The following is a 23,430-nucleotide window of genomic DNA, read 5'->3' as shown; positions in this document are numbered from 1 at the left end:
CCGGGCGGCCGTCGAGCTCCTCGGGCGTGAGCTCGAGCCGGGCGGTCCGCACGAGGCTCGCGAACGCCCCGGCGTCGTCGGGGCGACCGTCGGGGTCGCGCGAGGTCGCCGTCGCGACGAGCTCGTCGAGCACGCCCGGGGCGTCGGGTGCGCGGGAGCGCAGTCGGGGCGCGCCGGCATACACGTGCTGGTAGGCCACGTTGATCGCGGTGTCGCCCTCGAACGCCTTGGACCCGGTGAGCATCTCGAAGAGCACGAGGCCCGCGGCGTAGACGTCGCTGCGCGCGTCGGCGATGCCCCGCTCCACCTGCTCCGGTGACAGGTAGGCGACGGTCCCGAGCAGCATCCCCGACGAGGACGTCACCGTCTGCGAGGTCACGGCGCGGGCCAGACCGAAGTCGGCCACCTTGACCGCGCCGTCCTCGCGCAGGATGACGTTCTCGGGCTTGACGTCGCGGTGGATGATGCCGCCGCGGTGCGCGACGGCGAGCGCCTCGAGCACGGGCAGCATGATGTCGAGGGCCGCGCGGGGGGTCAGGGCACCCTCGGCGTCGAGGACCTCCCGCAGCGTCTGCCCCGGCACGTACTCCATGGCGAGGAACATGTGGCCGTCGTCCTCGCCCTGGTCGTAGACCGCGACGATCCCCGGGTGCGACAGGCGTGCCGCCGACCGCGCCTCGCGGTGGAACCGGGAGCGGAAGGTCTCGTCCTGCGCGAGGTGCGCCCGCATGACCTTGAGCGCGACCTCACGGTCGAGCCGGGTGTCGAGGGCGAGGTAGACCGTCGCCATCCCGCCGTCGGCGAGGCGCTCGATGACCCGGTAGCGGCCGTCGAGGACCTCTCCGACGAGACCGTCGGCAGGAGCGGTGGACACCCGACGAGTGTACGGACCGCTCGCCGGCGCTCCGTGCAGCCCGATGCCCGGGGGGTGGGTCACATACGACCCTTGAGGGCCTTGATGCCGGCGACGTAGCGCTTGGTGTCGCTGTACATGCCGCGGGACTGCACCGACGACAGGCCCTGGTAGTAGCCCGCGATGGCGACGTCCTCGCTGCCCGCCGACCGGGTCAGGGCCCGCAGCATGACGACCCCCGCAGTGACGTTGTCCTGGGCGTCGAGCAGGTTGAGCCTGCGTCCGATGAGGGAGGAGGCCCACTCGCCGCCGGACGGGATGACCTGCATGATGCCGACGGCGTTCGCGACGGAGACCTGGCGCTGGTTCCAGCCGGACTCCTGCATCGAGATCGCCAGGGCGAGCCGGGGGTCGACGCCGTGCCGGCGCGCCGTGGCCGCGATCATCGTCCGGGTCTGGGCGCGGGTGGGCACCGTCCGACCGGCGAGGATCTGGCGGTTGCGGGCGGCGTTGGCGACGACCTTGTCGGGATAGCGGATGCCGAAGAAGGTGTTCGGCGCCTCGGTCCGGCGGGCCGCCGCCGCTGGGATGACGAGCCGCTGCCCGGCGTGGATCACCGTGCCGCGCAGCCCGTTGGCCTTGACCAGGGCGGACACGGTGCGGCCGTGCCGGCTCGCGATGCCGAGGAGGGTGTCGCCCGAACGGACCCGGTATGCCGTCCCGCTCGCCTTGGCGCTGCCGGCCTTCGTGGCCGTGCTCGTCGCGCCGGAGGCCCGGGACGTGGCCGAGAGCCGCAGCGTCTGCCCGGGGAAGATGAAGGCCCGTGTCGAGATGCCGTTCGCCTTGGCGATCGAGGGCACGGTGGTGCGGTAGCGGTCGGCGATGCTCGTGAGCGTCTCACCGGCCCGCACGGTGTGCGCCCCGAGCGTGCGGCCGGTGGAGCGGGGGGCCGCCTTCGCGGTCGACCCCACGCGACCGGGGACCTGGATCGTCGAGCCGGCCCACAGCTGCCGGGCGTCCTGCAGGCCGTTCTTCACGGCGAGCGCGCGCGGCGTCGTCCGGAACGTCGCCGCGAGCCCGATGAGGGTGTCGCCGCTGCGGACCGTGTACGAGGTCCAGCCGTGGGGTGCGGGCGTCGCGTGGCTCACCGTGTGCGTCGGGACGAGGGTGACGGGCGGCGCCGTCGCTGGGGGGAGGGCGATGACCATCGGTGGTCGTCCTTTCCGGGGGACGACACGGTGGTCGTCGTCGGTCTCGGCGTCGTGGTGTCAGTGTGACTGACGTGACGGGTGGGACAGGCGGTTGACACAGTAGCGGCTGCACGGCGGGCGTGGGGGGATGTGGCACGCTGGCCTCGTGACCGATCACGCGCCCGACCACGAGCCCGACCTCGAGACCCTCGTCGGCCAGTGGCTGACCGTCCCGGACCTCGCCGAGCGCCTCGGCATCCCCCTGTCGGCCGTGCGCAAGATCATCGACGACCGCGAGGTGCTCTCCGCGCGCATCGGTGAGCGCAACGTCATCGCCGTCCCGGAGAAGTTCCTCGACGACGAGGGTGTCATCGGCGCGCTCAAGGGCACGTTCACCGTCCTCGCCGATGGCGGCATGAAGGACGACGAGAGCCTGCGCTGGCTCTTCACCCCCGACCCGACGCTGCCCGCCGAGGGGGCGCCGATCGACGCGCTCCGGGCCGGGTTCAAGACCGAGGTGCGCCGCCGGGCCATGGAGCTCGCCTTCTAGGTCTCCCGCCCTCGCGCGAACCTCGCGTCCCTGTCGCCGGCACATGCCGGTTCGCCGCTGTCCCATCCGCCGCTCGCGCGCTGCGCGCACTCCCGGCTCCCGCCAGGCCCAGCCGGCGGCGAACCGCCATGTCCCGGCTCGTCCTCGGCTCACGTTCCGGCTCGGGAGCCGCAGTTCGTCTCGTGAGCCTCATCGATCCGGCTCGGGACGGCATGCGGGGCTCGCGAGCCGGGGTTCTGGTGAGGTGACGGCGGCAGGCGAGGGGGCTCACGGCAACGGTCCCGCTGGAGGCGCTCAGCCGGGGGTGCTGGCTGCACGAAACGGTTCGCGAACCGTGCTGTGGCTCGTAATCCGGTTCGAACCGGACCACGAGTCAGGTCGGGGTTCGCGAACCCTTTCGTGCAGGCAGACGGCGAGCTCAGGCGGTGCGGGCGGTGGAGACGTCGATGAGGGCGTCGAGCACGGGGCGGGCGTCGGGGGAGACGCCGGTGGCGGCGGCGAGGGAGGTGCGGGCCCGGGTCGCGAGGGCGGTGATCTCGTCCTCGACCGCGTCGACGGCGCCGGAGTCGGTGATGACGGCGCGGAGGGCGTCGACGGCCGTGGTGTCGAGGTCGGCCCGGCCGAGGTGGCTGCGGAGCAGCTCGCGGCCGGCGTCGTCGGTGCCGGAGAGGGTGTGGGCGATGAGCACGGTGCGCTTGCCCTCGCGCAGGTCGTCACCGGCCGGCTTGCCGGTCGACTCCGGGTCGCCGAAGACCCCGAGGAGGTCGTCGCGCAGCTGGAACGCGTGCCCGAGGTCGAGCCCGTAGGAGGAGAGGTGGGCCAGGTCGTCCCCGGCGAGGCCACCGGAGGCGGCGCCGATGAGGAGGGGGTGCTCGACGGTGTACTTGGCGCTCTTGTAGCGGATGACCCGCTGGGCGCGGGCGACGCGCTCCTGCGCCGGCAGGCCGTCCCACGGGCGGACCGAGTCGACGACGTCGAGGAACTGCCCGGCCATGAGCTGGGTGCGCATCCGGTCGAACACCTCGCGACCGCGGGCCACGTCCTCGACGGGGAGGCCGGAGGTCGCCACGAGCTCGTCGGTCCAGCTGAGGCAGAGGTTGCCCGCGAGGATCGCGCCGGCGAGGCCGAACCGCTCGTCGTCACCGCCCCAGCCACGCTCGGTGTGGGCCGCGGCGAGCGCGCGGTGCGCGGCCGGCATACCTCGGCGGGTGTCGGAGTCGTCCATGACGTCGTCGTGGATGAGCGCGGCGGCCTGGAAGAACTCCATCGCCGTCGCGAGCCGCACGAGGGCCTCGGAGTCGGGGCGGCCGGCGGCGCGGTGACCCCAGTAGAGGAAGGCCGCGCGCAGGCGCTTGCCGCCCGCGAGGAGGGACCCGATGCGGTCGAGGAGGTCGGTGACGTCGGGGCCGATCTCGTCGAGGACGCCGCTCTGGTGGCGCAGCTCCGCGTCGATGCAGGCCTGCACTCGGGCGCGCAGATCGGCCTCGTCCAGCGGGCTGGTCACGAACGCTCCTCGCATCTCACGGTGTGTGTGGCCCGAGCCTACGGCCTGCCCGCTGGACTAATCTCACCCGCATGGGACCCCGCTCCATCCCGGCTCTGCTCGCCGGCGAACGCCCCTCGGTGAGCTTCGAGTTCTTCCCGCCCAAGGACGACGCGTCCGAGGCGGCGCTCTGGGACGCCATCCGCCGGCTCGAGCGGGTGCGGCCCGACTTCGTGTCGGTGACCTACGGCGCGGGTGGCTCGACCCAGGACCGGACCGTGCGCGTGACCGAGCGCATCGCCCGCGAGACGACCCTCACCCCGCTCGCCCACCTCACCTGCGTCGGCGCCTCCGTCGAGGACATCCGTCGGGTCGTCGGGCAGTATGCCGCGTCAGGGGTCCGCAACATCCTCGCCCTGCGCGGTGACCCGCCGGGCAACCCCGGTGGGGAGTGGGTCGCCCATCCCGACGGGCTCGACCACGCGACCGACCTCGTCAGCCTCATCCGCACCCTCGGCGACTTCACGATCGGGGTGGCGGCCTTCCCCGACGTGCACCCGGCCTCCCCGGACCTCGACCACGACGTCGAGATCATGGTGCGCAAGGCGGACGCGGGAGCGTCCTTCGCCATCACCCAGATGGTCTTCGACGCCGACAGCTACCTGCGGCTGCGTGACCGGGTGGCCGAGCGCCGTGACCTCCCCATCACCCCCGGGCTCATGCCGGTGACCAACCTCCGGCAGATCAAGCGCATGTCCGAGCTCATGGGCATGCCGCTGCCGCGAGCCGTCGTCGACCGCCTCGAGGCCGTGGGCGACGACGTCGACGCGGTGCGCGCCGTCGGTGTCGAGATCGCCACCGAGCTGGCCCGGCGGATGCTCGCCGAGGGAGCGCCCGGCCTGCACTTCATCACGATGAACCGGTCGACGGCCACGCTCGAGGTGTACGACAACCTCGGCCTGTCGGCAGGCGCGCACTGAGCGGCCACCGCGTCACCTGAGGACGACGGCACCGCAGACCTGAGTATCCGTACTGATCCCGACACCACCCGTTCGACCCAGAGTGGTCACGCGGCCGCGTCGCCGGGTCGGCGAGTGTGGAGGGGCGCTCGTCATCCCGGCGACGCGGCCGCCTCGGGTCAGTCGACCTCGATGGCCTTGCCGCTCGTGATCCGCAGCAGCTCGTCGTAGGTCGTCTGGAACACCGAGTGGCTGTGCCCGGCCGCGGCCCAGACGTGGTCGTGGCTGCTCAGCGTCACGTCGACGACGGTGCGCACGGGGGCGGGGTGGCCGACGGGAGCGACCCCGCCGATGGCGAAGCCGGTCCACTCACGCACCTGTTCGGGGGTCGCCTTCTCGACGGCGGCGAGGTCGAGGAGACCGGCGATCCGGTCCTGGTCGACCCGGTGACCGCCCGACGCGAGGACGAGCAGCGGCTCGACCGACCCGTCGTGGTGGCGCCCTGCGAAGACGAGGGAGTTGGCGATCTCGGAGGGGGTGATCCCGAGGGCGTCGGCGGCGGCGCGGGCCGTGCGCACGGCGTCCGGGAGGTAGCGCACGGTCGTCCGGACATGGTGTTGCGCAAGGGTTCTCAGGACCGCGGCCACCGACGGGTGCTCGCTGAGGTCACTCTGCGAGAGGGGGTCGCCGGGGTGGCTCATGCCGCCAGCGTAGGGGCTTGACGGCACGCCGTGCGATGGTTGTACAGTGGAGGTGTTCGAACAGATGTTCGAACCATTGGGACGCTCGTCCCACCCACCCCATCCTGCCTGAGGAGGCCATGTCGTGGTGCGCCGGTACGAGGATCCCGTCGACGTCCGGGTCGAGGCGGGGACGCCCGATCCCACGGGTTCGCTCGCCGTCCGGCACCGCCCCCGCGCGTTCCTCTGGCACGGCCGGATCCTCGTCGTCCGGGAGGTCCTCGACCACTGGAGCGAGCGCCGGTCCTGGTGGCGCGACCTCGGCGACCTCGGTGAGCGGCCCGAGCGGCACGTGTGGCGGGTCGAGGCCGGCAGCGCCGCCGGCACCGGTGTCTACGACCTCGCCTCCGACGCCGCCGACGGCTGCAGCGCCCCGTGGGTCCTGCTCCGGACCCAGGACTGAGCGCCGTGAACGCCGGTCCCGCGCTCGCCCTCCTCGAGCAGTCCCGCCAGTGCCTCGCGGAGGCGTATGCCGCAGAGCTCGCCGCCGTGCGTCTCATCACCTCCCAGGACGCCGCGATGCGGGCCGCCGCGGCCCTCGTCGCCGGCCGGGGGACGCGCGGGCCCCAAGACCTCTGGCCGCTGCTCGCGGCCCGGACACCCGAGCTCGCCGAGTGGGCCGAGGTCTTCGCGCTCGCCGCGATCCGCCGCCAGCAGCTCGAGACGCTCTGCCCCGAGCTCGTCTCGGGGGAGCGCGGCACGCACCATCGGTGCGCGGTCCGGGTGCCGGTCCGCGAGGCCGACGACCTGCTCCGGGCCGCCGAGACCTTCGTCGAGCTCGTCGCCCACACCCTCGGCATGCCGCGGAGGGAGCGCACCGCCCGTCGCCTCGCCGCCGTCCGGGAGAGCGCGTGAGCGACACCGACTTCGTCCACCTCCACGTCGCCTCCGGGTTCTCGATGCGTTACGGCGCCTCGACGCCGCAGGACCTCGTCGACCGGGCGGCCGCGCACGGCCAGCACGCGCTCGCCCTCACCGACCGGGACGGCCTCTACGGCGCGGTGCGCTTCGCGATGGCCTGTGGCCGGGCCGGCATCTCCCCGATCCTCGGCGTCGACCTCGCCGTGGGGGAGCCTGCGGCGCAGGGGCGCCGGGCGCCCAGGGTGAGGGCGCCGGTGCGCGGTGGTGCGGTCGTCGACCTCCGGCTGCCCCGGGTCACCGTCCTCGCCCGGGGGCGGGGAGCCGGCACCGAGCGAGGTCTCGGCTGGGCGGCCCTGTGCCGCCTGGTCACCGACACCCACCTGCGGGGGGAGCGGGGCACCCCGGTGACCCTGCCCGACCTCCTCGCCCGCTGGGCCCGCGGTGGGGCGCGACGCGAGGAGTGGGCCCAGCACCCGGAGCCGAGCCGGCTGCGGGTCCTCCTCGGCCCGGACTCCGACGTCGGGCGTGCCGTCCTCGCGCGCCGACCGACGGAGGCGCGGGCACTGCTCGAGCGGTGGCGCGCGCTCCTTCCCGCCGAGGCGCTCGCGGTCGAGATCGTCATGGGCGGCGGGCCCGAGGGGTCGCCCGGGTCGCGGGCCCATTCGCGACGCATGCTGGGCCTGGCCGACGAGCTGCGGGTCCCGGCCGTCCTCACCGCCGCGGTCCGGCACGCGACCCGTGACGGCGTGCGCACCGTCGACGTCCTCGACGCGGCTCGCCGGCTCGTCGTCCTCGACTCCCGGCACCTCGACCGGGTCACCGACGCCGGTCACCTCGCGAGCAGCGAGGAGATGTGGACCCGCGCCCTCGAGGTCGCCGGCGAGCACGACCGCGCCGCCCGGCTCGTCGCCACCACCCGGGCCGTCGCCGGGGAGTGCGTCCTCGACGCCCGCTCCGACCTCGGCATCGGCGCCGTCCACCTGCCCGAGCCGAGCATCCTCGGCATCGACCCCGGTGACGACCCGCAGCGCGTCCTCACCGAGCGCTGCCGTGCCGCGGTCGGCGCCCGCTTCCCGAGCGTCGGTGACGCGGGACGGCATACGGTGCTGTCCCGTCTCGACGACGAGCTGCGCGTCATCGCCGACCTCGGCTACCCCACCTACTTCCTCACCGTCGCGGAGGTGACCGACCTCATCAAGGCGCGCGGGGTCCGGGTCGCCGCCCGCGGCTCGGGGGCGGGCTCGCTCGTCAACTACCTCCTCGGCATCAGCGGGGTCGACCCGATCCGGCACGACCTGCTCATGGAGCGCTTCTGCTCACCGCTGCGGGCCGAGCTCCCCGACATCGACGTCGACGTCGAGTCGGCCCGGCGCACCGAGATCTACCAGGCGATCCTCGACCGCTTCGGTGGCGACCGGGTGACGTGCGTGTCGATGATGGACACCTACAAGGTGCGCCACTCCATCCGGGACGTCGGCGCGGCGCTGGGGATGCCGCCGGTCGAGGTCGACGAGATCGCCAAGGCCTTCCCGCACATCCGGGCCAGGGACGCCCGCAGCGCCATCGCCGACCTGCCCGAGCTGCGCTCTCGCGGGCTCGACGCGCCCCGGCTCGACACCTTCTTCGAGCTCGTCGAGCGGCTCGACGGACTGCCCCGCCACATCGCCCTCCACCCGTGCGGCGTCGTCCTGTCCAACGCCGGGCTGCTCGACCGCACCCCGGTCGAGGCGAGCTGGCTGGGCTTCCCGATGAGCCAGTTCGACAAGGACGACGTCGAGACCCTCGGGCTGCTCAAGCTCGACGTCCTCGGGATCCGCATGCAGTCGGCGATGGCCCACGCCGTCGCCGAGGTCAGGCGGGTCGACGGGGTCGAGGTTGACCTCGACGACGAGGCGAAGGTGCCGCTCGACGACGAGGCGACATTCCGGCTCATCCGCTCGACGCACACCCTCGGCTGCTTCCAGATCGAGAGCCCGGGGCAGCGCGAGCTCATCGGCAAGTTCGGGCCGGAGCGGTTCGGCGACCTCATCATCGACATCTCGCTCTTCCGACCCGGGCCGGTGAAGTCCGACATGATCACGCCGTTCCTCGAGAGCCGGCACGGCTGGAGCAGGCGACGGCTGCTGCACCCCTCGCTCGAGCCGGCGCTGGCAGAGACCGAGGGCGTCGTCGTCTTCCACGAGCAGGTGCTGCGGATCGTCGCCGAGACGACGGGGGTGACGCTCGCCCAGGCCGACGAGGTGCGCCGGACGATGGGGACGTCCCACGGGCAGGCCGAGATCGAGGCGTGGTGGCGACCGGCGGCCCGGGCCCGTGGCTACGCCCAGGCCGACGTCGACCGCATCTGGGAGGTGCTCAAGTCGTTCGCGTCCTTCGGCTTCTGCAAGGCGCACGCCGCGGCCTTCGCGCTGCCGACCTACCACTCGGCCTGGCTCAAGACCCACCACCCGGCGGCGTTCCTCGCCGGGGTGCTCACCCACGACCCGGGGATGTACCCCAAGCGGCTCATCCTCGACGACGCCCGCTCGCTCGGGATCGCCGTCCTCGGGCTCGACGTCAACGCCTCGGGCGACACCTACCGCGTCGAGCGGCTCGACGGCCGGGAGCGCACCTTCACCCCGATGCACCCCGACCTGCCCGACGCCAGCGACCAGGGCATCCGTCTCTCGCTCACCGACGTCAAGGGCATCAGCGATGCCGAGGTCGCGAGCATCGTTGCGGGACAGCCGTACTCCAGCCTCGGCGACTTCTGGTCCCGCACCACCGTCAATCGGGCCGTCGTGGAGCGGCTCGTCCTCGCCGGCGGGTTCGACTCGATGCACGGCATCGGCGCGACCGGCTCCGGGCTCGGCCGGCGCGGGCGCATCACCCGGCGGGACCTCCTGCTCCACGTCGGCGAGCTCGACCGGTGGGAGCGCGCGAGCACCGGCCGGTCGTCGCGTCGCCGGGTCCCGCCACCGTCCCTGGGGAGCGACCAGGTGAGGGAGCGGGCGGCGGCCCAGTCCCAGGCGGCGCGACCGGTCGTCGCGGCCACCGACCAGTCCGTCCAGCTCACCCTCGACCTCGGCGACCGGCCCGAGCTCACGCCCGGCACCGGCCTGCCGGAGATGACCGGGCCCGAGCGGGTCCGCGCCGAGCTCGACGTCCTCGGTCTCGACGCCTCGGCGCACGTGGTCGAGTTCTACGGGCCGATGCTCGATGCGCTCGGGGTCGTCCGCAGCCGTGACCTGCTCCGCAGCCGCAGCCGCAGCGAGGTGTGGATCGCCGGGGTCAAGGTGGCGACCCAGACCCCCCCGATCCGGACCGGTCGCCGGGTCGTCTTCCTCACCCTCGACGACGCGACCGGACCGGTCGACGCGACCTTCTTCGAGGACGTGCAGGGCCCGTATGCCGCCACGATCTTCCACTCGTGGCTGCTCCTCGTCCGTGGTGTCGTCCGTCGCACCGGTCCCCGCGGGATCTCGGTCCGGGCGACCGGTGCGTGGGAGCTGGCCGGCCTGTGGGACGCCTGGCGCGACGGCGGCCACCCGGCCGTCGTGAGCGCCCTCGAGGCAGCCGACGCCGAGGCCGTGGCGCGGGCGGAGGCGGGGGAGCTGCAGGCAGCGGAGCAGCGCCACGGTCGTCGGGTGCTCGTCCACGCGTCGGGGTTCACGCAGTCGCCCTACGCCGACATCAAGCCGGCCGGTGCGCCGGTCGGCGACGGGCGGCTCGTCGCCTCGCTCGCCATCCCCGAGCACGGCACGTCGCCGCGCAAGCTGTGGCACTCCAGCCCCGGCAGCTCCGGTCACTGAGCGCTCCTGCGCGCGAACGTGCCTGAGCCGCGTGAGCGGCTTGGGGGGGGGTGCCAAGGGCGCACTCGGCTGCGCCTTCGGCACCCCGGAACCTCCACGAACATGGCTCGCACCTCGGGACGTAACGGGACTGCGGCCTCACGACAGCAGGACACGGACGGGACCAGCATCGAGATGACGGCGACCGTCGCCGGCGAACGGAGGCACACCATGAGACTTTCGGAGAGGTTCGGAGCGCTCGCTGGAGCGTTGGCCATCCTGCTCGTCATCATCGGCAGCGACGTGTTGGGGACTCCTCCGGGCGCACAGACCCCGCATCCCAGCGGTCAGCAGAGCCTGGATCGTCTGCAGTGGGTGGCGGAGACGTCATCTGCCCAGGTGGGCGTGTCCGTGGAGCTGCTCGGGTTCGCCTTCCTCGTCCTCTTCATCGCTCACCTCTCCGTACGGGTCGGCGGGGCGGGGTGGATCGCGACGGCCGCGCTGGCTGGTGGCGTCATCGCGGTGGCGCTGAAGCTCGCGTCGGGGGCGCCGATGTTCGTGGCGTACCTGCTCCGGGACGAGATCAGCCCACAGACCGCCCGACTGCTCTCGGACCTGAACGGGGTCGCCTTCGTGATGATGTGGCTGCCGATGGGCATCTTCGTCGCATGCGCCTCGGCCGCAGGGCTGCTCACCCGTGAGCTGGGGCGGGTCCTGGGCTGGTTCGGGATCGTCGCCGGATCCGCGTGCGTGCTCGCCACCGTCGTGACCGGCCTTCATGTGCTGTCGGCGTTCTTCCTGCCCTACGTCCTCTGCCTGCTGTGGATCCTGCTCGTGAGTCTGCGCCTCGGACTCCGACGCGCGCTCTCGGTCGCCGCCACAACGCAGACACGTGTGCCGGTCGAGGTGTGAGTGGAGCCGACCGAGGCATTCCCTTGGTGTCCCGGAGAGGGCCACGATGGCGTCATGACCCCTCTGTCGAGCACCCGGCTCGGCTGGGTGTTGTGCGCGGGCTCAGCCGGCTCGGTCGGGTTCTGGCTGGTCCTGGGCGGCCCGCGCCACCTGACCCAGTCCGGGATGCGGCACTTCATCGAGATCGGGTACGCCAACGTCGTCTTCGGGCTGCTCTTCCCGCTGGTGGGCGCCACCATCCTCTCCCGCGTCCCCGGTCATCGGCTGGGTTGGCTGTACTGCCTGTGCGGGTTCGCCTCGTCGCTCGCGCTCCTCTCCTACAGCTATGGCGAGCGTGGGCTGGTCGAGCAACCGGGCACCCTCCCGGGAGCGCTTCTGGCAGCGTGGCTCTCGTCGTGGATCTGGATCTGCGGATTCAGCCCGCTGCTCACGTTGGGAATCCTGGGGTTTCCCGACGGCCGATTGCCCGGACGCAGATGGTGGCCGGTGGCAGCGCTGGCCGGCACGACCATCGGCTTCGGCGCCGTGTCGCTGGCGTTGCGCCCGGGTCCCTTGGAGAATCACCCGATCGCGGACAACCCCGCTGCGCTTCCGCTGCCCGGGTCATGGATCGCCTGGGTGGGGGAGGGTGGCTGGACCCTCGCACTGAAGCTCGCGATCGTGAGCAGCTTCGCGGGCCTGGTCGTCCGCTACCGCCGTGGTCCGGCCGTGGTCCGGGACCAGCTCAGATGGTGCGTGCTCGCCGTGGGACTGCTCCTGCTCGCCTTCGCGATTCCCTCCACGTCACCGGTCGGGGTCGTCAGCAACATCCTTGCCCTCGTGGCCCTTCCGCTGGTGCCGCTCTCGATGGGCGTCGCCGTGCTGCGCGAACGCCTTGGCGACGTCAGCGTCCGTGTCCGCCGGCTCTTCGTCCACGGATGGCTCGTCGCGGCGGGCCTGACCATCTACATCGCGGTGGTGCTCGTCCTCGACACCGCACTCAGCGAGCGAGCGGAGCCGGTGGCCGCGCTCGTGGCCGCTGGTGTCGTGGCCGTTCTCCACCACCCACTGCGGGGACGCCTCCAACGCTCCACCGACCGGATGCTGTACGGCGACCGAGGCGACCCCTACGTCGCGCTCACGAGCCTGGGTCGGCGCCTGGAGTCGGCCACCTCCGCCGAACAGGTCCTGCCCACCACCGCAGCCGTCGTCGCAGAGGCGCTGAAGCTGCCGTACGTCGCGATCGAGCTCCCGGCCGACGGGGCCGACGGGTCATCGGTCACGTAAGGCACGGGACCCGGGGACAACCCGGTGTCGTTCCCCCTCGTTCACGGCGGCAGCTACGTGGGCCGCATGGTCGTTGGTCGTCGCCGCCCCGGGGAGGATCTGACGTCGGCCCAGCAGGCCCTTCTCCAGGACCTTTCCCGGCAGGTGGCTGTTGCGGTCTCCTCCGTCCTGTTGCACCGTGCCCTGCGGCGATCCAGGGAGCTCTTGGTGATGGCGCGCGAGGAGGAACGACGACGCCTGCGCCGCGACCTGCACGATGGTCTGGGGCCTGCACTGGCTGGCCTCGCACTCGGCGTCGACGCGGCCGGCAACCTCATGAGCACCGACCCTCGGGCAGCCAAGGCCTTGCTGCGCGACCTCAAGTACGAAACCCTCGGCTGCGTCGGCGAGGTCCGCCGCATCGCCGAGGATCTTCGACCCCCCGCGCTGGACGACCTGGGGCTCCTACCGGCGCTGGCCGCTTTCGCGGATCGCCTGTCCACTCGGGACAGTTCGCTGCACGTCGCGCTCCGAGCACCAGACTCGCTTCCCGAGCTGCCCGCCGCGGTCGAGGTGGCGGCCTACCGGATCGCGACCGAGGCGTTGACCAACGTGGCACGCCACGCCCATGCTCGATCCTGCGTCCTCGGCCTTCGGGTCGCTGAGAACCTCACCGTCGAGATCTCCGACGACGGCGTCGGTCTTGTCACGACGACCTCGGCGGGCGGTCTCGGACTGGCATCCATGGTCGAACGCGCCACCGAGCTGGGCGGAGAGTGCCTCGTCCTTCCCGGGCATTCAGGAGGCACTGTGGTGGTGGCCCACCTACCGATGAGGGCACCATGACGTCGCCCGTCCGCGTCCTGATCGCCGACGACCACGGCGTGTTCCGCAAAGGCTTGTCGGCGTTGCTCGAATCGCTCCCCACGGCGACCGTCGTGGGCGAGGCTGCCGACGGCGCACAGGCGGTTCAGCTGGCCGCCCAACTTGCACCGGATGTCGTGGTGATGGACCTGCACATGCCGAGCCTGGGCGGCGTCGAGGCCACCAGGCGGATCGTCCATGCCAACCCCACGATCGGCGTCCTGGTGCTCACCATGTTCGAAGACGACGACTCCGTGTTCGCCGCCATGCGCGCAGGAGCCCGTGGCTACCTCGTCAAGGGCTCCGAGACGGAGGACGTCATCGCCGCCGTCACCGCCGTCGGTCGCGGGGAGGCGATCTTCGGGCCAAGCGTGGCCCTCCGGATCCTGTCATTCCTCACGAAGCCCCTGTCCGCCTTCGACCGTCAGCTCTTCCCCGAGCTCAGCAACAGGGAGCGGGAGGTGCTCGACCTGATCGCGTCCGGAGTCACCAATGCGGACATCGCGAAGCGACTCTTCCTCAGTCCCAAGACCGTGCGCAACCACGTGTCCAGCGTGTTCACGAAGCTTCAGGTCGCTGACCGCGCGCAGGCGATCTTGCGGGCCAGGGAAGCGGGGCTCGGTCGGCACGCGGACCCGCGGTGAGGGTAGAGAGCCAGTGTGGGGGACTGCCGCCAGCGGTCCGGTCACTGAGCGCTCCTGCGCGCGAACGTGCCTGGTCCGCGTGAGCGGCTCGGGGGGTGCCCAGGGCGCAGTCGGCTGCGCCTTCGGCACCCTCACGTGACCACCGGACGTCAGTCGTCCTTCTTCAGGCTCGGGTACTTCTTCTCGACCGCCGCCCGTACCTGCTTCTTCTCGGCCGCCGACCCGTGCTGGGCCACTCGGGCCAGAGCATTCCGTGCGTGCTCGATGTCGGGAATCGGGTACTTCTCCTGCTCCGGCAACGCGAACGACGACTTCTTCAGCTTCTTGCGGTTGGCGCTGTCACTGAGATCCTTCGACACCGTGCCCTCCTTTGCGTGAACGACTGGTCCTGCTGCTACCCACTCGGGGCATCGCCAACCCTGCGGTACGACAGCAAGCTGACGCCCTTCCCGGCAAGCACGTCGGCATTCACCCCTCGAGATCAGCCAACGACGCTGCCACCACATCGATCGACTCGGCCGTGATCGGGTCCAGCACGAGCTGCAGGTGTGTCCCGCCGGCCTCCGCCAGCCCGCGCACGTGGTCGCAGAGGTCGTCCGCCGTGACCGTCTTGACCCTCGCGTCGTAGGTGTCGCCCATCAACCTGCCCTCAGCGCCGGGCAGGGTGACCAGGACGGCGGCCGTTGCCTCGACGTGTCGGCCCTCCGGCATGACGGCGTCGACCTTCGCCTTCGCCTCCGCGAAGCGCTCCACCGAGTTGTCGTACAGGCTCCACCAGATGTTCCACGAGTCCACGACCGGTAGCCCGATGCCCAGCATCCGCGGGCTGGTGGACCCCAGCATGATCGGCGGGCCGCCGTCCCGAACCGGGCGCGGGTCCAGCACGCAGTCCTCGACGTCGTAGAACTCCCCGTGGAAGGTGGTGCGCCCTGTCCGCAGCAGCGGAACGAGGATCGCCATCGCCTCCTCGAAGCGTGACACGCGCCGGTCGTAGGGGAAGCCGAACGCGTCGTACTCCCGGCGGTTCCAGCCCGCCCCGAGCCCGACGATGAGCCGGCCCTGGGAGATCGCGTCGACCGTCGCGGCCTGCTTCGCCAGCATTGCCGGCGAGTGAAAGCTGGTCGAGGCGACGAGCGGCCCGATCTCCACGCGCTCAGTCACTGCCGCGATGGCCGCAAGTGTCGTCCAGGCCTCGTACGGCCCTCGCGTGACGCCACCCGGCAGGTCGTAGAGCAGGTGATCACCCACCCAGACGGAGTCGTAGCCGGCCGCCTCCACCTGACGCGCCAGATCCAGGTACTCGGGCCAGGGCACGAACCGTTCCACCTCGGGCAGCTGGACACCGACCTTGCACACGCGGGTCATGGGCCGACCCTAGGGACTGGCCGGCCACACGGCCAGACCCGAGGACACGGCGCACGAACGGCCCGGTCTCACCACCAGGCCAGCCCGGCCCGCGTGACCGAGATTCCTCAGGCGACGTCGGTGTCGGCGTACTCGTCAAGGGCGGCCTTCCACATGCCCCGAAAGACGAGGCGCATGGGACGCACATGGATCAAGAACAGCAACGGCTTCTGGGTCCAGCGGGCACCGGTGTTCTCCCACTCGGCGTGCACACGGCTGCCGCCCCCGCCCAGGGGTGAGGCGCGCACGAAGCCCTCTCCGCCACCGCCGTAGCTGCTCTCGGTGATCGTCCACCGCACGACATCGGGATCGGACCAGTCGTAGCGACAGACGACCCAGAACGGCGAACGGGAGCTGCTTTCCTTGGCCACCGCCCAGGTGTCCCCGGAATCGAGAACCTGGTACGTCTTCGGGTCCATGGAGCGGTGCCAGGTCCGCAGCCGCCGCTCACTGAAGTCAGTCAGAGCGCGACGCACCTGCGCCGGCGTGGCCCTGGTCTCGAAATCCAGCCGCATCCGCCCATTGGAGCACCACCGTAGGGGCACGTCCATCCCACCTTCGGGCGACCACGCGCCGCCCTCGGACAACCCTCAAGCGAGGACCACCCCACCGCGAAGGTCCTCTGTCCCGGACGCCCAGTGGCACTGCCCCGTAAGGCACCGGCGACACAGTCGCCGGGGCCTCACGGGAACTGACCGATCGCTACTCGGTGACGGTGATGCCACGGTCGGTGAACGCCTTGCGGACCGCGTCGACCTCAGCCTGCGACAGCTTTCCCTGATCGCGGAAGAGCTCCGCCGTGCGGATTGTGTGATCGGCTGCCGCGGCGAACGTCGTGTCCGGCGCGAACGAGAACTGCGACTGCAGGATGAGCGTGTCGGCCTTCGTCGCGCCGAGCGTGTTGCGGATGTCCCACAGCGCGCGCGACCAGATCTGGCCGTCGAAGTGCACCTGGCCGCGCCGGTCGGCGTAGGTCAGGTTGGTGTCGATGCGCCGCAGGCAGTGCGGGGCCGACGGGTCGTACGACACCGCGTCCCAGTCGGCGACGCACGGGGCGTCGGGCGTCGGGGCGAGCACGTTGGTGACCGTGACGGCGAGGTAGTCGCCGAACGCCTCACCGATGGCGCCGGCCTCGATGCTCGTGCCGAAGCCCGCCACCTGCGCGTCGTGCACGGCGTGGCCGTACTCGTGGATGATCACTTCGGCGTCCTCGCCGTCGTCCACGCCGCCCTTGCCGAGCTTGATCATGTCCTTCTTGTCCCAGGAGAAGCTGTTGTCGGCTCCCCACTGGTTGATGCGCAGGTCCTGAGACTCCATGTTGACCGGCGCGTAGGTGCCGGTGCCGAAGCCGAGGCTCTGGATGTACTTCTGCGTCTCGGTGACCCAGTAGTAGGCCATCACCTGCTCGAACCGGTCGTCGTTGCGGCGGTAGATGAAGGTGTTGGTCGGGGAGTAGGCCCGGTTGCCGGTCTCGCTGACGATGTTGGCCCAGTCGCCGACGAGGTAGCCGCTGCCGTCGAGGTTGGTCAGGGTGACGGTTCGGTACGCCGGTGCGAGTGCTGCGTAGTCGGCGTCGTTCTGGTCGGTGAGGCCCTGGTTCTGCAGCGACGCGACCGGGTTGGGGAAGAAGACCTGACCCGTCCCGGTGCTCGAGCCCGACGGCGGCTTGCCGTTGCCGGCCTCCGCGGCGCCGGTCGCCAGGGTCGCGAGCCCGAGCCCGGCGAGCGTGGCAGCGGCGACGCGCATGTTCGTCCTTGAGCGCACGTGGAACCTCCACATCCTTGTTGGAAGAGGTTGTCAATGTACCCACGGATGGACGAATCAGGGACGACTTGCGCACCGGCGCGGGCGAACCACGATCCACACGCTTGGCTCGAGCAACACGTCAGCACGGCGCCGGTTCCCCCTGGGCTGGATCGACGGTCGGCTGGCCTCCGGGTGTCGCCGTGGAGCGGCTCGTGGTCGACGTCTACCGCGGGCTGCTCACGCACCCGACGTGGGTGGGTCGCTCCACACGGAAGGAAGGGTCAACATCTGGCGGCCGCGAACGCACCGGACGACACGGCATACCGAAGGGGTGTCGGCGACGCGGTCCCGCTCAGCGGCACGACCGTCCGGCAGTCCGCGGCGGACCACATCGCGAGGCGCGCCGTGCCAGAGGGCGCCCGCCGACCTCGACGAGACCGAGGTCTTGCACTGCCGGACGAAGCAACATCCAGCGATCGTCAAGATCGATGCAAGAGGCGGGCTCGACGGTGGTGGTCCACCCCACGAAAGGACCACCACCATGAACACCATCCGCACCCACCTCTGGCGGATCTGCCTCGTCGCCTCCGGCGTCATCCTCGCCGTCGGCGGGCCCATGCACCCCGATTCCGACGCCAAGGACAGCCTGCGCGAGGAGCTCGCGACGATGACCGCCGACGAGCGCTGGGTCCCCGGGCACTCGCTCATCGTCGTGAGCACGATCCTGCTGGCCACCGGCCTCTGGATCGCGTGGCGCGACCGGGTGTGGCCCGAACGCGTCCGGCGCACCCTGGGCTTCGCGGCGGCGGCGGTGTCCCTGTACGTCGTCGAGACGGTGGCCCACCTGGCGGCGGCGCGCGACTCGCACGCCCTCGCGCACGGCGACGCCGCACCGGTGGCCTTCACGCACATCGGGCTGTCGGTGTTCCTCTACCCGCTCACCGGCATCGCCATCGTGGCCCTGGCGCTCTCGTTCGCCCGAGCCCAGCGCGGCTGGCGCAAGCCGATCGTCGGCCTGGGAGTCCTGTCGGGCACGCTCCACGCCGTCTCGGTCCCGGCCACGCTCATCCTGCCGGACGTCGAGCTCACCCCGGTCTTCGCCGGCGCTGCCCTGACGCTGGCGATCTGGTCGCTCGCGACCGGCCTCGTCGGTGCGCCGAAGCGGGCGACCGCTCCCGAGCCGGCGCCAGTCGCGGTGGGCTCGCTCGTCTGAGTCGCATCCCGCAGCAGAACCCCCGACCGCGTCGAAACCCACCCACACCCGGACCTGCACGAAATAGCCTGTGGCCGTGCAGGTCCGGGTGCTGGGTGACCTCGAGGTCGTCGTGGACGACGGGCCCGTCGATCTCGGCGGGCCCAAACCGCGTGCCCTCCTGGCCCTGCTCGTCGCCGCCGACGGCCACCCGGTGCCGGTCGAGCGGCTCGTGGACCAGATGTGGGGCGAGGACCCACCGGCCAGGGTCGAGGCCTCGATGCAGTCCTACGTCGCCCGGCTCAGGCGCGTCCTCGAACCCGGTCGCGACCCGCGCGCCCCCGCCACGGTGCTGCGCACCCACGCCGGCGGCTACTCGCTCGACGTCCCGTCTGCGGACCTCGACGCCCGGCGCTTCACCGAGCTCGTTCGGGAGGCCCGCGCGGTGGCCCCCCACGACGCAGCGGCGGCGGTCGAGTCGCTCACCAGCGCCCTGTCCCTGTGGCGCGGGGACGCGTATGCCGGGTCGTCCAGCTCCGTGCTCGCGGCCGAGAGCACGCGGCTCGAGGAGCTCCGGCTCGGCGCCGTGGCCGACCTCTGGGAGCTGCGGTTACGAGAGGGCGGCCACCCCGAGGCCGTGGCCGCGCTCGAGCAGCTCGTCGGCAGGCACCCGCTCCAGGAGCGGTTCTGGGCGCTCTTGGCGCTGGCGCTGTACCGCTCGGCACGGCAGGGAGATGCACTCGCAGCCCTGCGCCGCGCTCGCCGGCACCTCGACGAGGAGCTCGGGGTCGACCCGGGGCCCCAGCTGCGGGACCTCGAGCAGGCGATGCTGCGCCAGGACCCCTCGCTCGACGCGCCGACGGAGTCGCCGGCCGATCCGGCCCGTGATGGTCAGGCAGGCGGTGGTCCGTCGCGCGTTGGTCAGGCAGGCGGTGGTCCGTCGCGCGGTGGTCCGGCCGTCGGGGTTCCTTCGGATGAGCATGCGGCCGACGACGAACGCGAGAGCGGTGCACCGCCGCCCACCCTGCCAGGCCGCGAGGACGCGCTGGCTCTCATCGACGAGGCCGTGGACGCGGCCGCGAACGGTCGCGGCCGGGTCGTGGTCGTCTCCGGCGAGGCAGGCATCGGCAAGTCGCGCCTGGCCGAGATCGCCGCCGAGCGCGCTCGCCGGCACGGTGTCCGGACCGGGCGCGGAGCCTGGGACCTGGAGGTGGCGCCTCCTCTCGCGGGGTGGCGGCGCGCGCTGGGTCAGCTGCTCGGGTCGAGGGACCTCCTCGCCCACGACCAGGGGGGACGCAGTGGCGCCGGCGACGCGGCCTCCGTCGTCTTCGGGCAGGCGGACGCCGTGGTCTCAGCCCTCGCGGGCGGCCCACCGGGACTCGTCGTGCTCGACGACGTGCAGTGGGGTGACACCGAGAGCCTGCGGCTGCTGCGTCGCCTCGCACCAGAGCTCGCCGAGCTGCCGGTCGTCCTCCTCGTCACGGTCCGGACGCCGCTGCGACAGGTCGACGACACGGTGACGGAGACGCTGGCCGCACTCGCGCGGGTGGACCCCCTGCGCATCGACCTCACCGGGCTCGACGAGGCGGCGGTCTCCCAGTGGCTGCGCACCCAGTCGGGGCGTGAGCTGGAGGCCCACGTCGCCCAATGCCTGCTGGAGCGCACCGACGGCAACCCGTTCCACCTCGGCGAGCTGCTTCGGCTCGTCGTCGCCGAGGGCTCGCTCGGCGACCCGACAGCACCGGCCTGGCGGGCGGTGCCCAGCGGGGTGCGCGACGTCGTGCGGCAACGGGTCCGGGCGCTGCCCGAGCCGGCAGCCGAGCTGCTCACCGTGGCCGCCGTCGTGGGTCGCGGTTTCGACGTGACCGTGCTCGAGGCCGTGAGCGGCGACGCGAACACGGTCCCCGGAGGGCTGGAGAGTGCGCAGGTCATGGGACTCGTGGACGCCGAGGGACCCGGACGGTTCAGGTTCACGCACGCCCTGGTCCGGGACGCGGTCTACGAGTCGGTGGCCGCGCCAGCCCGCAGCCGTCTCCACGCACAGGTCGCCACCGCCCTCGAGAGCCTCCACGCCGGTCGGGTCGACGACCACGCTGCCGAGCTGGCCGAGCACTACCGACTGGCAGGACCCGCCCACGTCCGTTCGGCCTGGGTCATGGCTCGCCACGCCGCCGCAGCGGCGGGGGAGTCAGCGGCATACGACGAGGCTCTGCGCCTGGCCGAGCTCACGGTCGCGCTGCAGGCAGACGACCCGACCGTCGAGGCGAGCGATCGCGAGCGCGCCCTCATGGCACTGGCGTTCGCGCTCAACCGGGTCGCTCGACCCGTCGAGTCGTGGGATCCGGCGGCACGCGCCGCCCGCTCGGCGATGTCACGCGGAGACGCGGCCACCGCCGCCGAGGCGCTCCTCACGGTCACCGGGTCGCTGGTCTGGGGCTGGCGCCCGAATCCGCAGTGGGACGACGACGCCATCGCCCTGTGGGGCGACGTCCTGGCAGCGCAGGACCCCGCGGCCACGGTGACGAGGGCCAAGCTGACGGCCGCGCTGGCCTACGAGCACCTCTACCGTCCCGGATCCGCCGGAATCGGCACCCGGCTCGCCGACGAGGCGGTCGCGGCGGTGCGTCGCTCGGGCGTCCACGACGCCGACCGCATGACCGTGCTGCGGCTGGCGCAGGCGGCGCTGCTGCGCCCCGACCTGCTGCACCACCGCGCCGCCATCGCCGACGAGCTCGTCGACCTCGCCCTCCGGCTCGGGCACCCCCAGGCGCTGGCCTCTGCGCTGGCCGTGCGCGCGCAGGACCGTGGTGAGCTGGGGCGGCTCGACCAGTCGTGGTCGGACGTGGTGCGGTCGCACGAGCTCGCCGAGCGGCACCACCTGTCGCAGAACGCGATGGTGGCCGGGTGGTGCACCGTGGTTCGCCACCAGCTCGACGGCGACTGGGAGGCAGCGGAGCGGCAGATCGCCCGGAACGACGCGTTCGAGGCGACGATGGCGATGTCCGGCTACGGGCTCTCGCTGTGCCAGCTGAGCACCCTGCGCGACCGGCAGGGCCGGCTCGGCGAGCTCGAGCCGACCCTGCGGTCGCTGCGCGCCCACCCCGGGGTCGCCGAGCTGCACGCGCTGGCCATGGTCCGGCAGGGCCGCCTAGGCGAGCTGCGGACACTTCTCGGCGAGTGGCGCGAGCAGCCCCACATCACTTTCGACTACCTGTGGCTCGTCCTCACCGCGATGCGCGCCGAGGTGTGGAGCGCGCTCGGAGACCGCGGGGCCGCGCAGGACCTCTACGACCAGCTCCTTCCGTATGCCGACCGGCTGGCCATCTCGGTGCCGGTCGCCTTCCACGGCAGCGTCCCCCTCTCGCTCGGTCGTCTCGCACGCACCCTCGGGCACGCAGACCTCGCCCGCCAGCACCTCGAGGCCGCGAACGAGGTCCACCGACGGCTCGGGCTGACTCCCTGGGTCGCCATCACCGACGAGGAGATCGCGACCCTGGATTGACCTTGCTCACGGCGAGGCGGTGCCGTGCACGCGCAGGGCATGCCGCCGGAAGGCTCGGCGTGCCAGGCGGGGGAGCAGCCACCGCACCGGCGCCGGTGCGGTGGCGAGCATCTTCGCGAAGTCCGCCGGGTCCCCGTCGTGCTGGAACATCCCGAGCGTGAGGACTCCCTCCTTTTTCGTGCCCTCGGACCGGCCGGCCTCGCCGAGGGCGTCCCACTCGGCCTGGGTCAGGGTTCGCGCGGCGATGGGCAGCAGGCGCTCCTCCTCGGCGTCGAGGTGCTCGACGAGGTGGACGTAGAGCGTGTCGAGCGTATCGGCAACCTCATCCTGCAGGGCGGGGTCGTCGGCCTCGCGCAGGCGTGGCAGGGCTGCGTCGACCGTGCCGAGGAGAGCATCGACGCGCTCGTGCTGTGACTCCATGAGGTGCACGAGCGGTGCCAGCTCGTCTGGCACGCGCTGGAGCAGCACCGGCCACAGCAGCTCGTCCTCGATCGTGTGGTGGTGGTGCAGGCTCCGACGGAGGAAGTCAAGGTGGTCGACGACGACGGCTGCGCGGCGACGGTCACCGTCAGGGATGCCGCGCACGAGGCCTCCGGCGAGGCGCAGCTCGCGCCGGAAGTACGAGTGGATCGTCGGCATGGCGCTGGTGTCGACCAGCGGCCGACCGGCTGCGGTGGTGTCGTCGGTGTGGGGCGTGGCGGTCATGGTGGGCTCCTCGGGGTGCTGCGGGTGGTGTGGGTTGTCCCACCCTCGGCGGGAGGTCTTGCAGCGCACTTGCGACGTGGTTGCAGGTGTGGTTCCGAGAGGCACAGGTCTGCTCCGGTGGTGCGTGCTCCGCTTTGCTCCGGTGGTGCGTGCTCCTCGTGCTGGCTCCCCTCTGGTCACTTGGTTTCATCGGTGGGGTCAGGGAGACCGGCGAGCCGTCGGGAGGGAAGCGCTCGTCGGAGTGGCGAGCGTCGAATGCAGGGGGAGGATTCGCGATGGATGCCGTGCGCACCATCGAGGCGGAGGTCCGTGAGCCCATCCGTCGCTCCGGGCTCGACCCGGCCCGTGACCCCAAGGCAGTCCAGCGTCTCGTCAAGGATGCCGTCGCCGACTACGACCAGCGATCGATGCACGGTGGGATGCCCGTCCTGCCTGACGTGACCGAGGCCGAGAAGGCGATGTGGGACACCGTCGCCGGCTTGGGTCCGCTGCAGCAGTATTTCAAGATCCAACCGTCGAGGAGATCTGGGTCAAGAGACGGCTGACACTCGGGTAGTTGCCTGCTGTCGCCCGGGTCGGCCGGTGTGGCGAGCAGCTGAGGCACACTCGATCGGATGAGTCACTCCGCCCAGATAGGGCGGGTCTCAACGCCCACTTAGTCCGACGCGCCCAGCTGAGGAAGACGTCCCCGCCGCACCAAAGGGCTGATTTACACCACGTCGACACGCACTTGTCGGAACGCCCAAGCGGCGGCCAAAATCTGAGCGCGCCGTCCGGCAGCGGGGACTGCTGCACCGATAGGTGACAGGT

21 protein-coding genes are annotated in these 23,430 nt (G+C 72.0%); 12 read left to right on the top strand and 9 right to left on the bottom strand.

Features of this window, described 5'->3' with window-relative positions; translation table 11 throughout:
- Positions 1 to 874: protein kinase domain-containing protein (locus tag N801_RS15535; protein ID WP_035939756.1), on the bottom strand; the 874-nt coding region annotated here is incomplete at its 3' end.
- A 59-nt stretch (positions 875 to 933) separates the two neighbouring features.
- Complete coding sequence (locus N801_RS15530) at positions 934 to 2,061, bottom strand: LysM peptidoglycan-binding domain-containing protein (RefSeq protein WP_052113186.1); 1,128 nt, start codon at positions 2,059 to 2,061, stop codon at positions 934 to 936.
- 130 nt (positions 2,062 to 2,191) lie between these two features.
- On the opposite strand from N801_RS15530, the gene N801_RS15525 reads away from it, so the two are divergent.
- Positions 2,192 to 2,593 carry an Rv2175c family DNA-binding protein gene (locus N801_RS15525; protein WP_052113185.1) on the top strand — a complete coding sequence of 134 codons (402 nt, stop codon included), beginning with the start codon at positions 2,192 to 2,194 and terminating at the stop codon, positions 2,591 to 2,593.
- Between the two features lie 418 nt (positions 2,594 to 3,011).
- On the opposite strand, the gene N801_RS15520 is transcribed toward N801_RS15525, so the two are convergent.
- Positions 3,012 to 4,097, bottom strand: coding sequence for a polyprenyl synthetase family protein (locus N801_RS15520; RefSeq protein WP_439330542.1), 1,086 nt, complete (start codon positions 4,095 to 4,097; stop codon positions 3,012 to 3,014).
- Between the two features lie 71 nt (positions 4,098 to 4,168).
- Between N801_RS15520 and metF the strand changes: the two genes are divergently transcribed.
- On the top strand, positions 4,169 to 5,056 hold the full coding sequence (metF, locus tag N801_RS15515) for a methylenetetrahydrofolate reductase [NAD(P)H] (RefSeq protein ID WP_035939733.1): 888 nt from the start codon (positions 4,169 to 4,171) through the stop codon (positions 5,054 to 5,056).
- Positions 5,057 to 5,214: 158 nt separating this feature from the next.
- Here metF and N801_RS15510 read toward each other — a convergent pair whose 3' ends face one another.
- Entirely contained in the window at positions 5,215 to 5,736 is a 522-nt protein-coding gene (locus N801_RS15510) for a YbaK/EbsC family protein (protein WP_052113184.1), read from the bottom strand.
- A gap of 124 nt (positions 5,737 to 5,860) precedes the next feature.
- Here N801_RS15510 and N801_RS15505 point away from each other — a divergent pair, with 124 nt between their 5' ends.
- From N801_RS15505 to N801_RS15480, 7 genes are all read left to right on the top strand, one after another.
- Positions 5,861 to 6,178, top strand: a complete 318-nt coding sequence (locus N801_RS15505) for a DUF6504 family protein (RefSeq protein WP_035939731.1) — start codon at positions 5,861 to 5,863, stop codon at positions 6,176 to 6,178.
- A 5-nt stretch (positions 6,179 to 6,183) separates the two neighbouring features.
- Positions 6,184 to 6,630 (top strand): SAV_6107 family HEPN domain-containing protein, encoded by a 447-nt coding sequence (locus N801_RS15500; protein ID WP_052113183.1) that lies wholly within the window; start codon positions 6,184 to 6,186, stop codon positions 6,628 to 6,630.
- A complete protein-coding gene (locus tag N801_RS15495; RefSeq protein WP_035939729.1) occupies positions 6,627 to 10,427 on the top strand; it encodes a DNA polymerase III subunit alpha in 3,801 nt (1,266 codons plus the stop codon). The genes N801_RS15500 and N801_RS15495 overlap by 4 nt, the downstream gene beginning before the upstream one ends.
- A gap of 210 nt (positions 10,428 to 10,637) precedes the next feature.
- Positions 10,638 to 11,318 (top strand): hypothetical protein, encoded by a 681-nt coding sequence (locus N801_RS15490; RefSeq protein ID WP_156996805.1) that lies wholly within the window; start codon positions 10,638 to 10,640, stop codon positions 11,316 to 11,318.
- Positions 11,319 to 11,372: 54 nt separating this feature from the next.
- Positions 11,373 to 12,584: a hypothetical protein gene (locus N801_RS19920; protein ID WP_052113182.1), complete on the top strand. Its 1,212-nt coding sequence runs from the start codon at positions 11,373 to 11,375 to the stop codon at positions 12,582 to 12,584.
- A 24-nt stretch (positions 12,585 to 12,608) separates the two neighbouring features.
- Entirely contained in the window at positions 12,609 to 13,409 is an 801-nt protein-coding gene (locus N801_RS19915) for a sensor histidine kinase (RefSeq protein WP_052113181.1), read from the top strand.
- Positions 13,406 to 14,071 (top strand): response regulator, encoded by a 666-nt coding sequence (locus tag N801_RS15480; RefSeq protein WP_035939724.1) that lies wholly within the window; start codon positions 13,406 to 13,408, stop codon positions 14,069 to 14,071. The genes N801_RS19915 and N801_RS15480 overlap by 4 nt, the downstream gene beginning before the upstream one ends.
- A 149-nt stretch (positions 14,072 to 14,220) precedes the next feature.
- Here the strand turns inward: N801_RS15480 and N801_RS15475 are convergent, their stop codons facing one another.
- The 4 genes from N801_RS15475 to N801_RS15460 form a co-directional block, all read right to left on the bottom strand.
- Positions 14,221 to 14,430 carry a DUF6582 domain-containing protein gene (locus N801_RS15475; RefSeq protein ID WP_035939723.1) on the bottom strand — a complete coding sequence of 70 codons (210 nt, stop codon included), beginning with the start codon at positions 14,428 to 14,430 and terminating at the stop codon, positions 14,221 to 14,223.
- A gap of 109 nt (positions 14,431 to 14,539) precedes the next feature.
- Positions 14,540 to 15,436 carry an LLM class flavin-dependent oxidoreductase gene (locus N801_RS19910; protein WP_052113180.1) on the bottom strand — a complete coding sequence of 299 codons (897 nt, stop codon included), beginning with the start codon at positions 15,434 to 15,436 and terminating at the stop codon, positions 14,540 to 14,542.
- Between the two features lie 107 nt (positions 15,437 to 15,543).
- Positions 15,544 to 15,990, bottom strand: coding sequence for a hypothetical protein (locus tag N801_RS15465; RefSeq protein ID WP_052113179.1), 447 nt, complete (start codon positions 15,988 to 15,990; stop codon positions 15,544 to 15,546).
- 187 nt (positions 15,991 to 16,177) lie between these two features.
- Positions 16,178 to 17,221, bottom strand: coding sequence for a M36 family metallopeptidase (locus N801_RS15460; RefSeq protein WP_035939721.1), 1,044 nt, complete (start codon positions 17,219 to 17,221; stop codon positions 16,178 to 16,180).
- 541 nt (positions 17,222 to 17,762) lie between these two features.
- Between N801_RS15460 and N801_RS15455 the strand changes: the two genes are divergently transcribed.
- Positions 17,763 to 18,434, top strand: coding sequence for a hypothetical protein (locus N801_RS15455; RefSeq protein WP_035939719.1), 672 nt, complete (start codon positions 17,763 to 17,765; stop codon positions 18,432 to 18,434).
- Between the two features lie 76 nt (positions 18,435 to 18,510).
- Positions 18,511 to 21,915, top strand: coding sequence for an ATP-binding protein (locus N801_RS19905; RefSeq protein WP_156996804.1), 3,405 nt, complete (start codon positions 18,511 to 18,513; stop codon positions 21,913 to 21,915).
- A gap of 6 nt (positions 21,916 to 21,921) precedes the next feature.
- Here N801_RS19905 and N801_RS15445 read toward each other — a convergent pair whose 3' ends face one another.
- Positions 21,922 to 22,620: a hemerythrin domain-containing protein gene (locus N801_RS15445; protein ID WP_052113176.1), complete on the bottom strand. Its 699-nt coding sequence runs from the start codon at positions 22,618 to 22,620 to the stop codon at positions 21,922 to 21,924.
- 275 nt (positions 22,621 to 22,895) lie between these two features.
- Here N801_RS15445 and N801_RS15440 point away from each other — a divergent pair, with 275 nt between their 5' ends.
- Entirely contained in the window at positions 22,896 to 23,165 is a 270-nt protein-coding gene (locus N801_RS15440) for a hypothetical protein (protein ID WP_035939718.1), read from the top strand.
- Positions 23,166 to 23,430 lie beyond the last annotated feature (265 nt).

The organism is Knoellia aerolata DSM 18566 (assembly GCF_000768695.1).
Classification (GTDB): domain Bacteria; phylum Actinomycetota; class Actinomycetes; order Actinomycetales; family Dermatophilaceae; genus Knoellia; species Knoellia aerolata.
The sequence above is the reverse complement of the archived record's forward strand: the minus strand, read 5'-3'. Positions and strand labels throughout refer to the sequence as shown.

Excerpts from the sequence above, each read along its gene's own strand:
- N801_RS15530 (WP_052113186.1), bottom strand. The coding sequence starts at position 2,061 with ATGGTCATCGCCCTCCCCCCAGCGACGGCGCCGCCCGTCACCCTCGTC.
- N801_RS15525 (WP_052113185.1), top strand. The coding sequence starts at position 2,192 with ATGTGGCACGCTGGCCTCGTGACCGATCACGCGCCCGACCACGAGCCC.
- metF (WP_035939733.1), top strand. The coding sequence starts at position 4,169 with ATGGGACCCCGCTCCATCCCGGCTCTGCTCGCCGGCGAACGCCCCTCG.
- N801_RS15510 (WP_052113184.1), bottom strand. The coding sequence starts at position 5,736 with ATGAGCCACCCCGGCGACCCCCTCTCGCAGAGTGACCTCAGCGAGCAC.
- N801_RS15490 (WP_156996805.1), top strand. The coding sequence starts at position 10,638 with ATGAGACTTTCGGAGAGGTTCGGAGCGCTCGCTGGAGCGTTGGCCATC.
- N801_RS19920 (WP_052113182.1), top strand. The coding sequence starts at position 11,373 with ATGACCCCTCTGTCGAGCACCCGGCTCGGCTGGGTGTTGTGCGCGGGC.
- N801_RS15480 (WP_035939724.1), top strand. The coding sequence starts at position 13,406 with ATGACGTCGCCCGTCCGCGTCCTGATCGCCGACGACCACGGCGTGTTC.
- N801_RS19910 (WP_052113180.1), bottom strand. The coding sequence starts at position 15,436 with ATGACCCGCGTGTGCAAGGTCGGTGTCCAGCTGCCCGAGGTGGAACGG.
- N801_RS15465 (WP_052113179.1), bottom strand. The coding sequence starts at position 15,990 with ATGCGGCTGGATTTCGAGACCAGGGCCACGCCGGCGCAGGTGCGTCGC.
- N801_RS15460 (WP_035939721.1), bottom strand. The coding sequence starts at position 17,221 with ATGCGCGTCGCCGCTGCCACGCTCGCCGGGCTCGGGCTCGCGACCCTG.
- N801_RS15455 (WP_035939719.1), top strand. The coding sequence starts at position 17,763 with ATGAACACCATCCGCACCCACCTCTGGCGGATCTGCCTCGTCGCCTCC.
- N801_RS15445 (WP_052113176.1), bottom strand. The coding sequence starts at position 22,620 with ATGACCGCCACGCCCCACACCGACGACACCACCGCAGCCGGTCGGCCG.
- N801_RS15440 (WP_035939718.1), top strand. The coding sequence starts at position 22,896 with ATGGATGCCGTGCGCACCATCGAGGCGGAGGTCCGTGAGCCCATCCGT.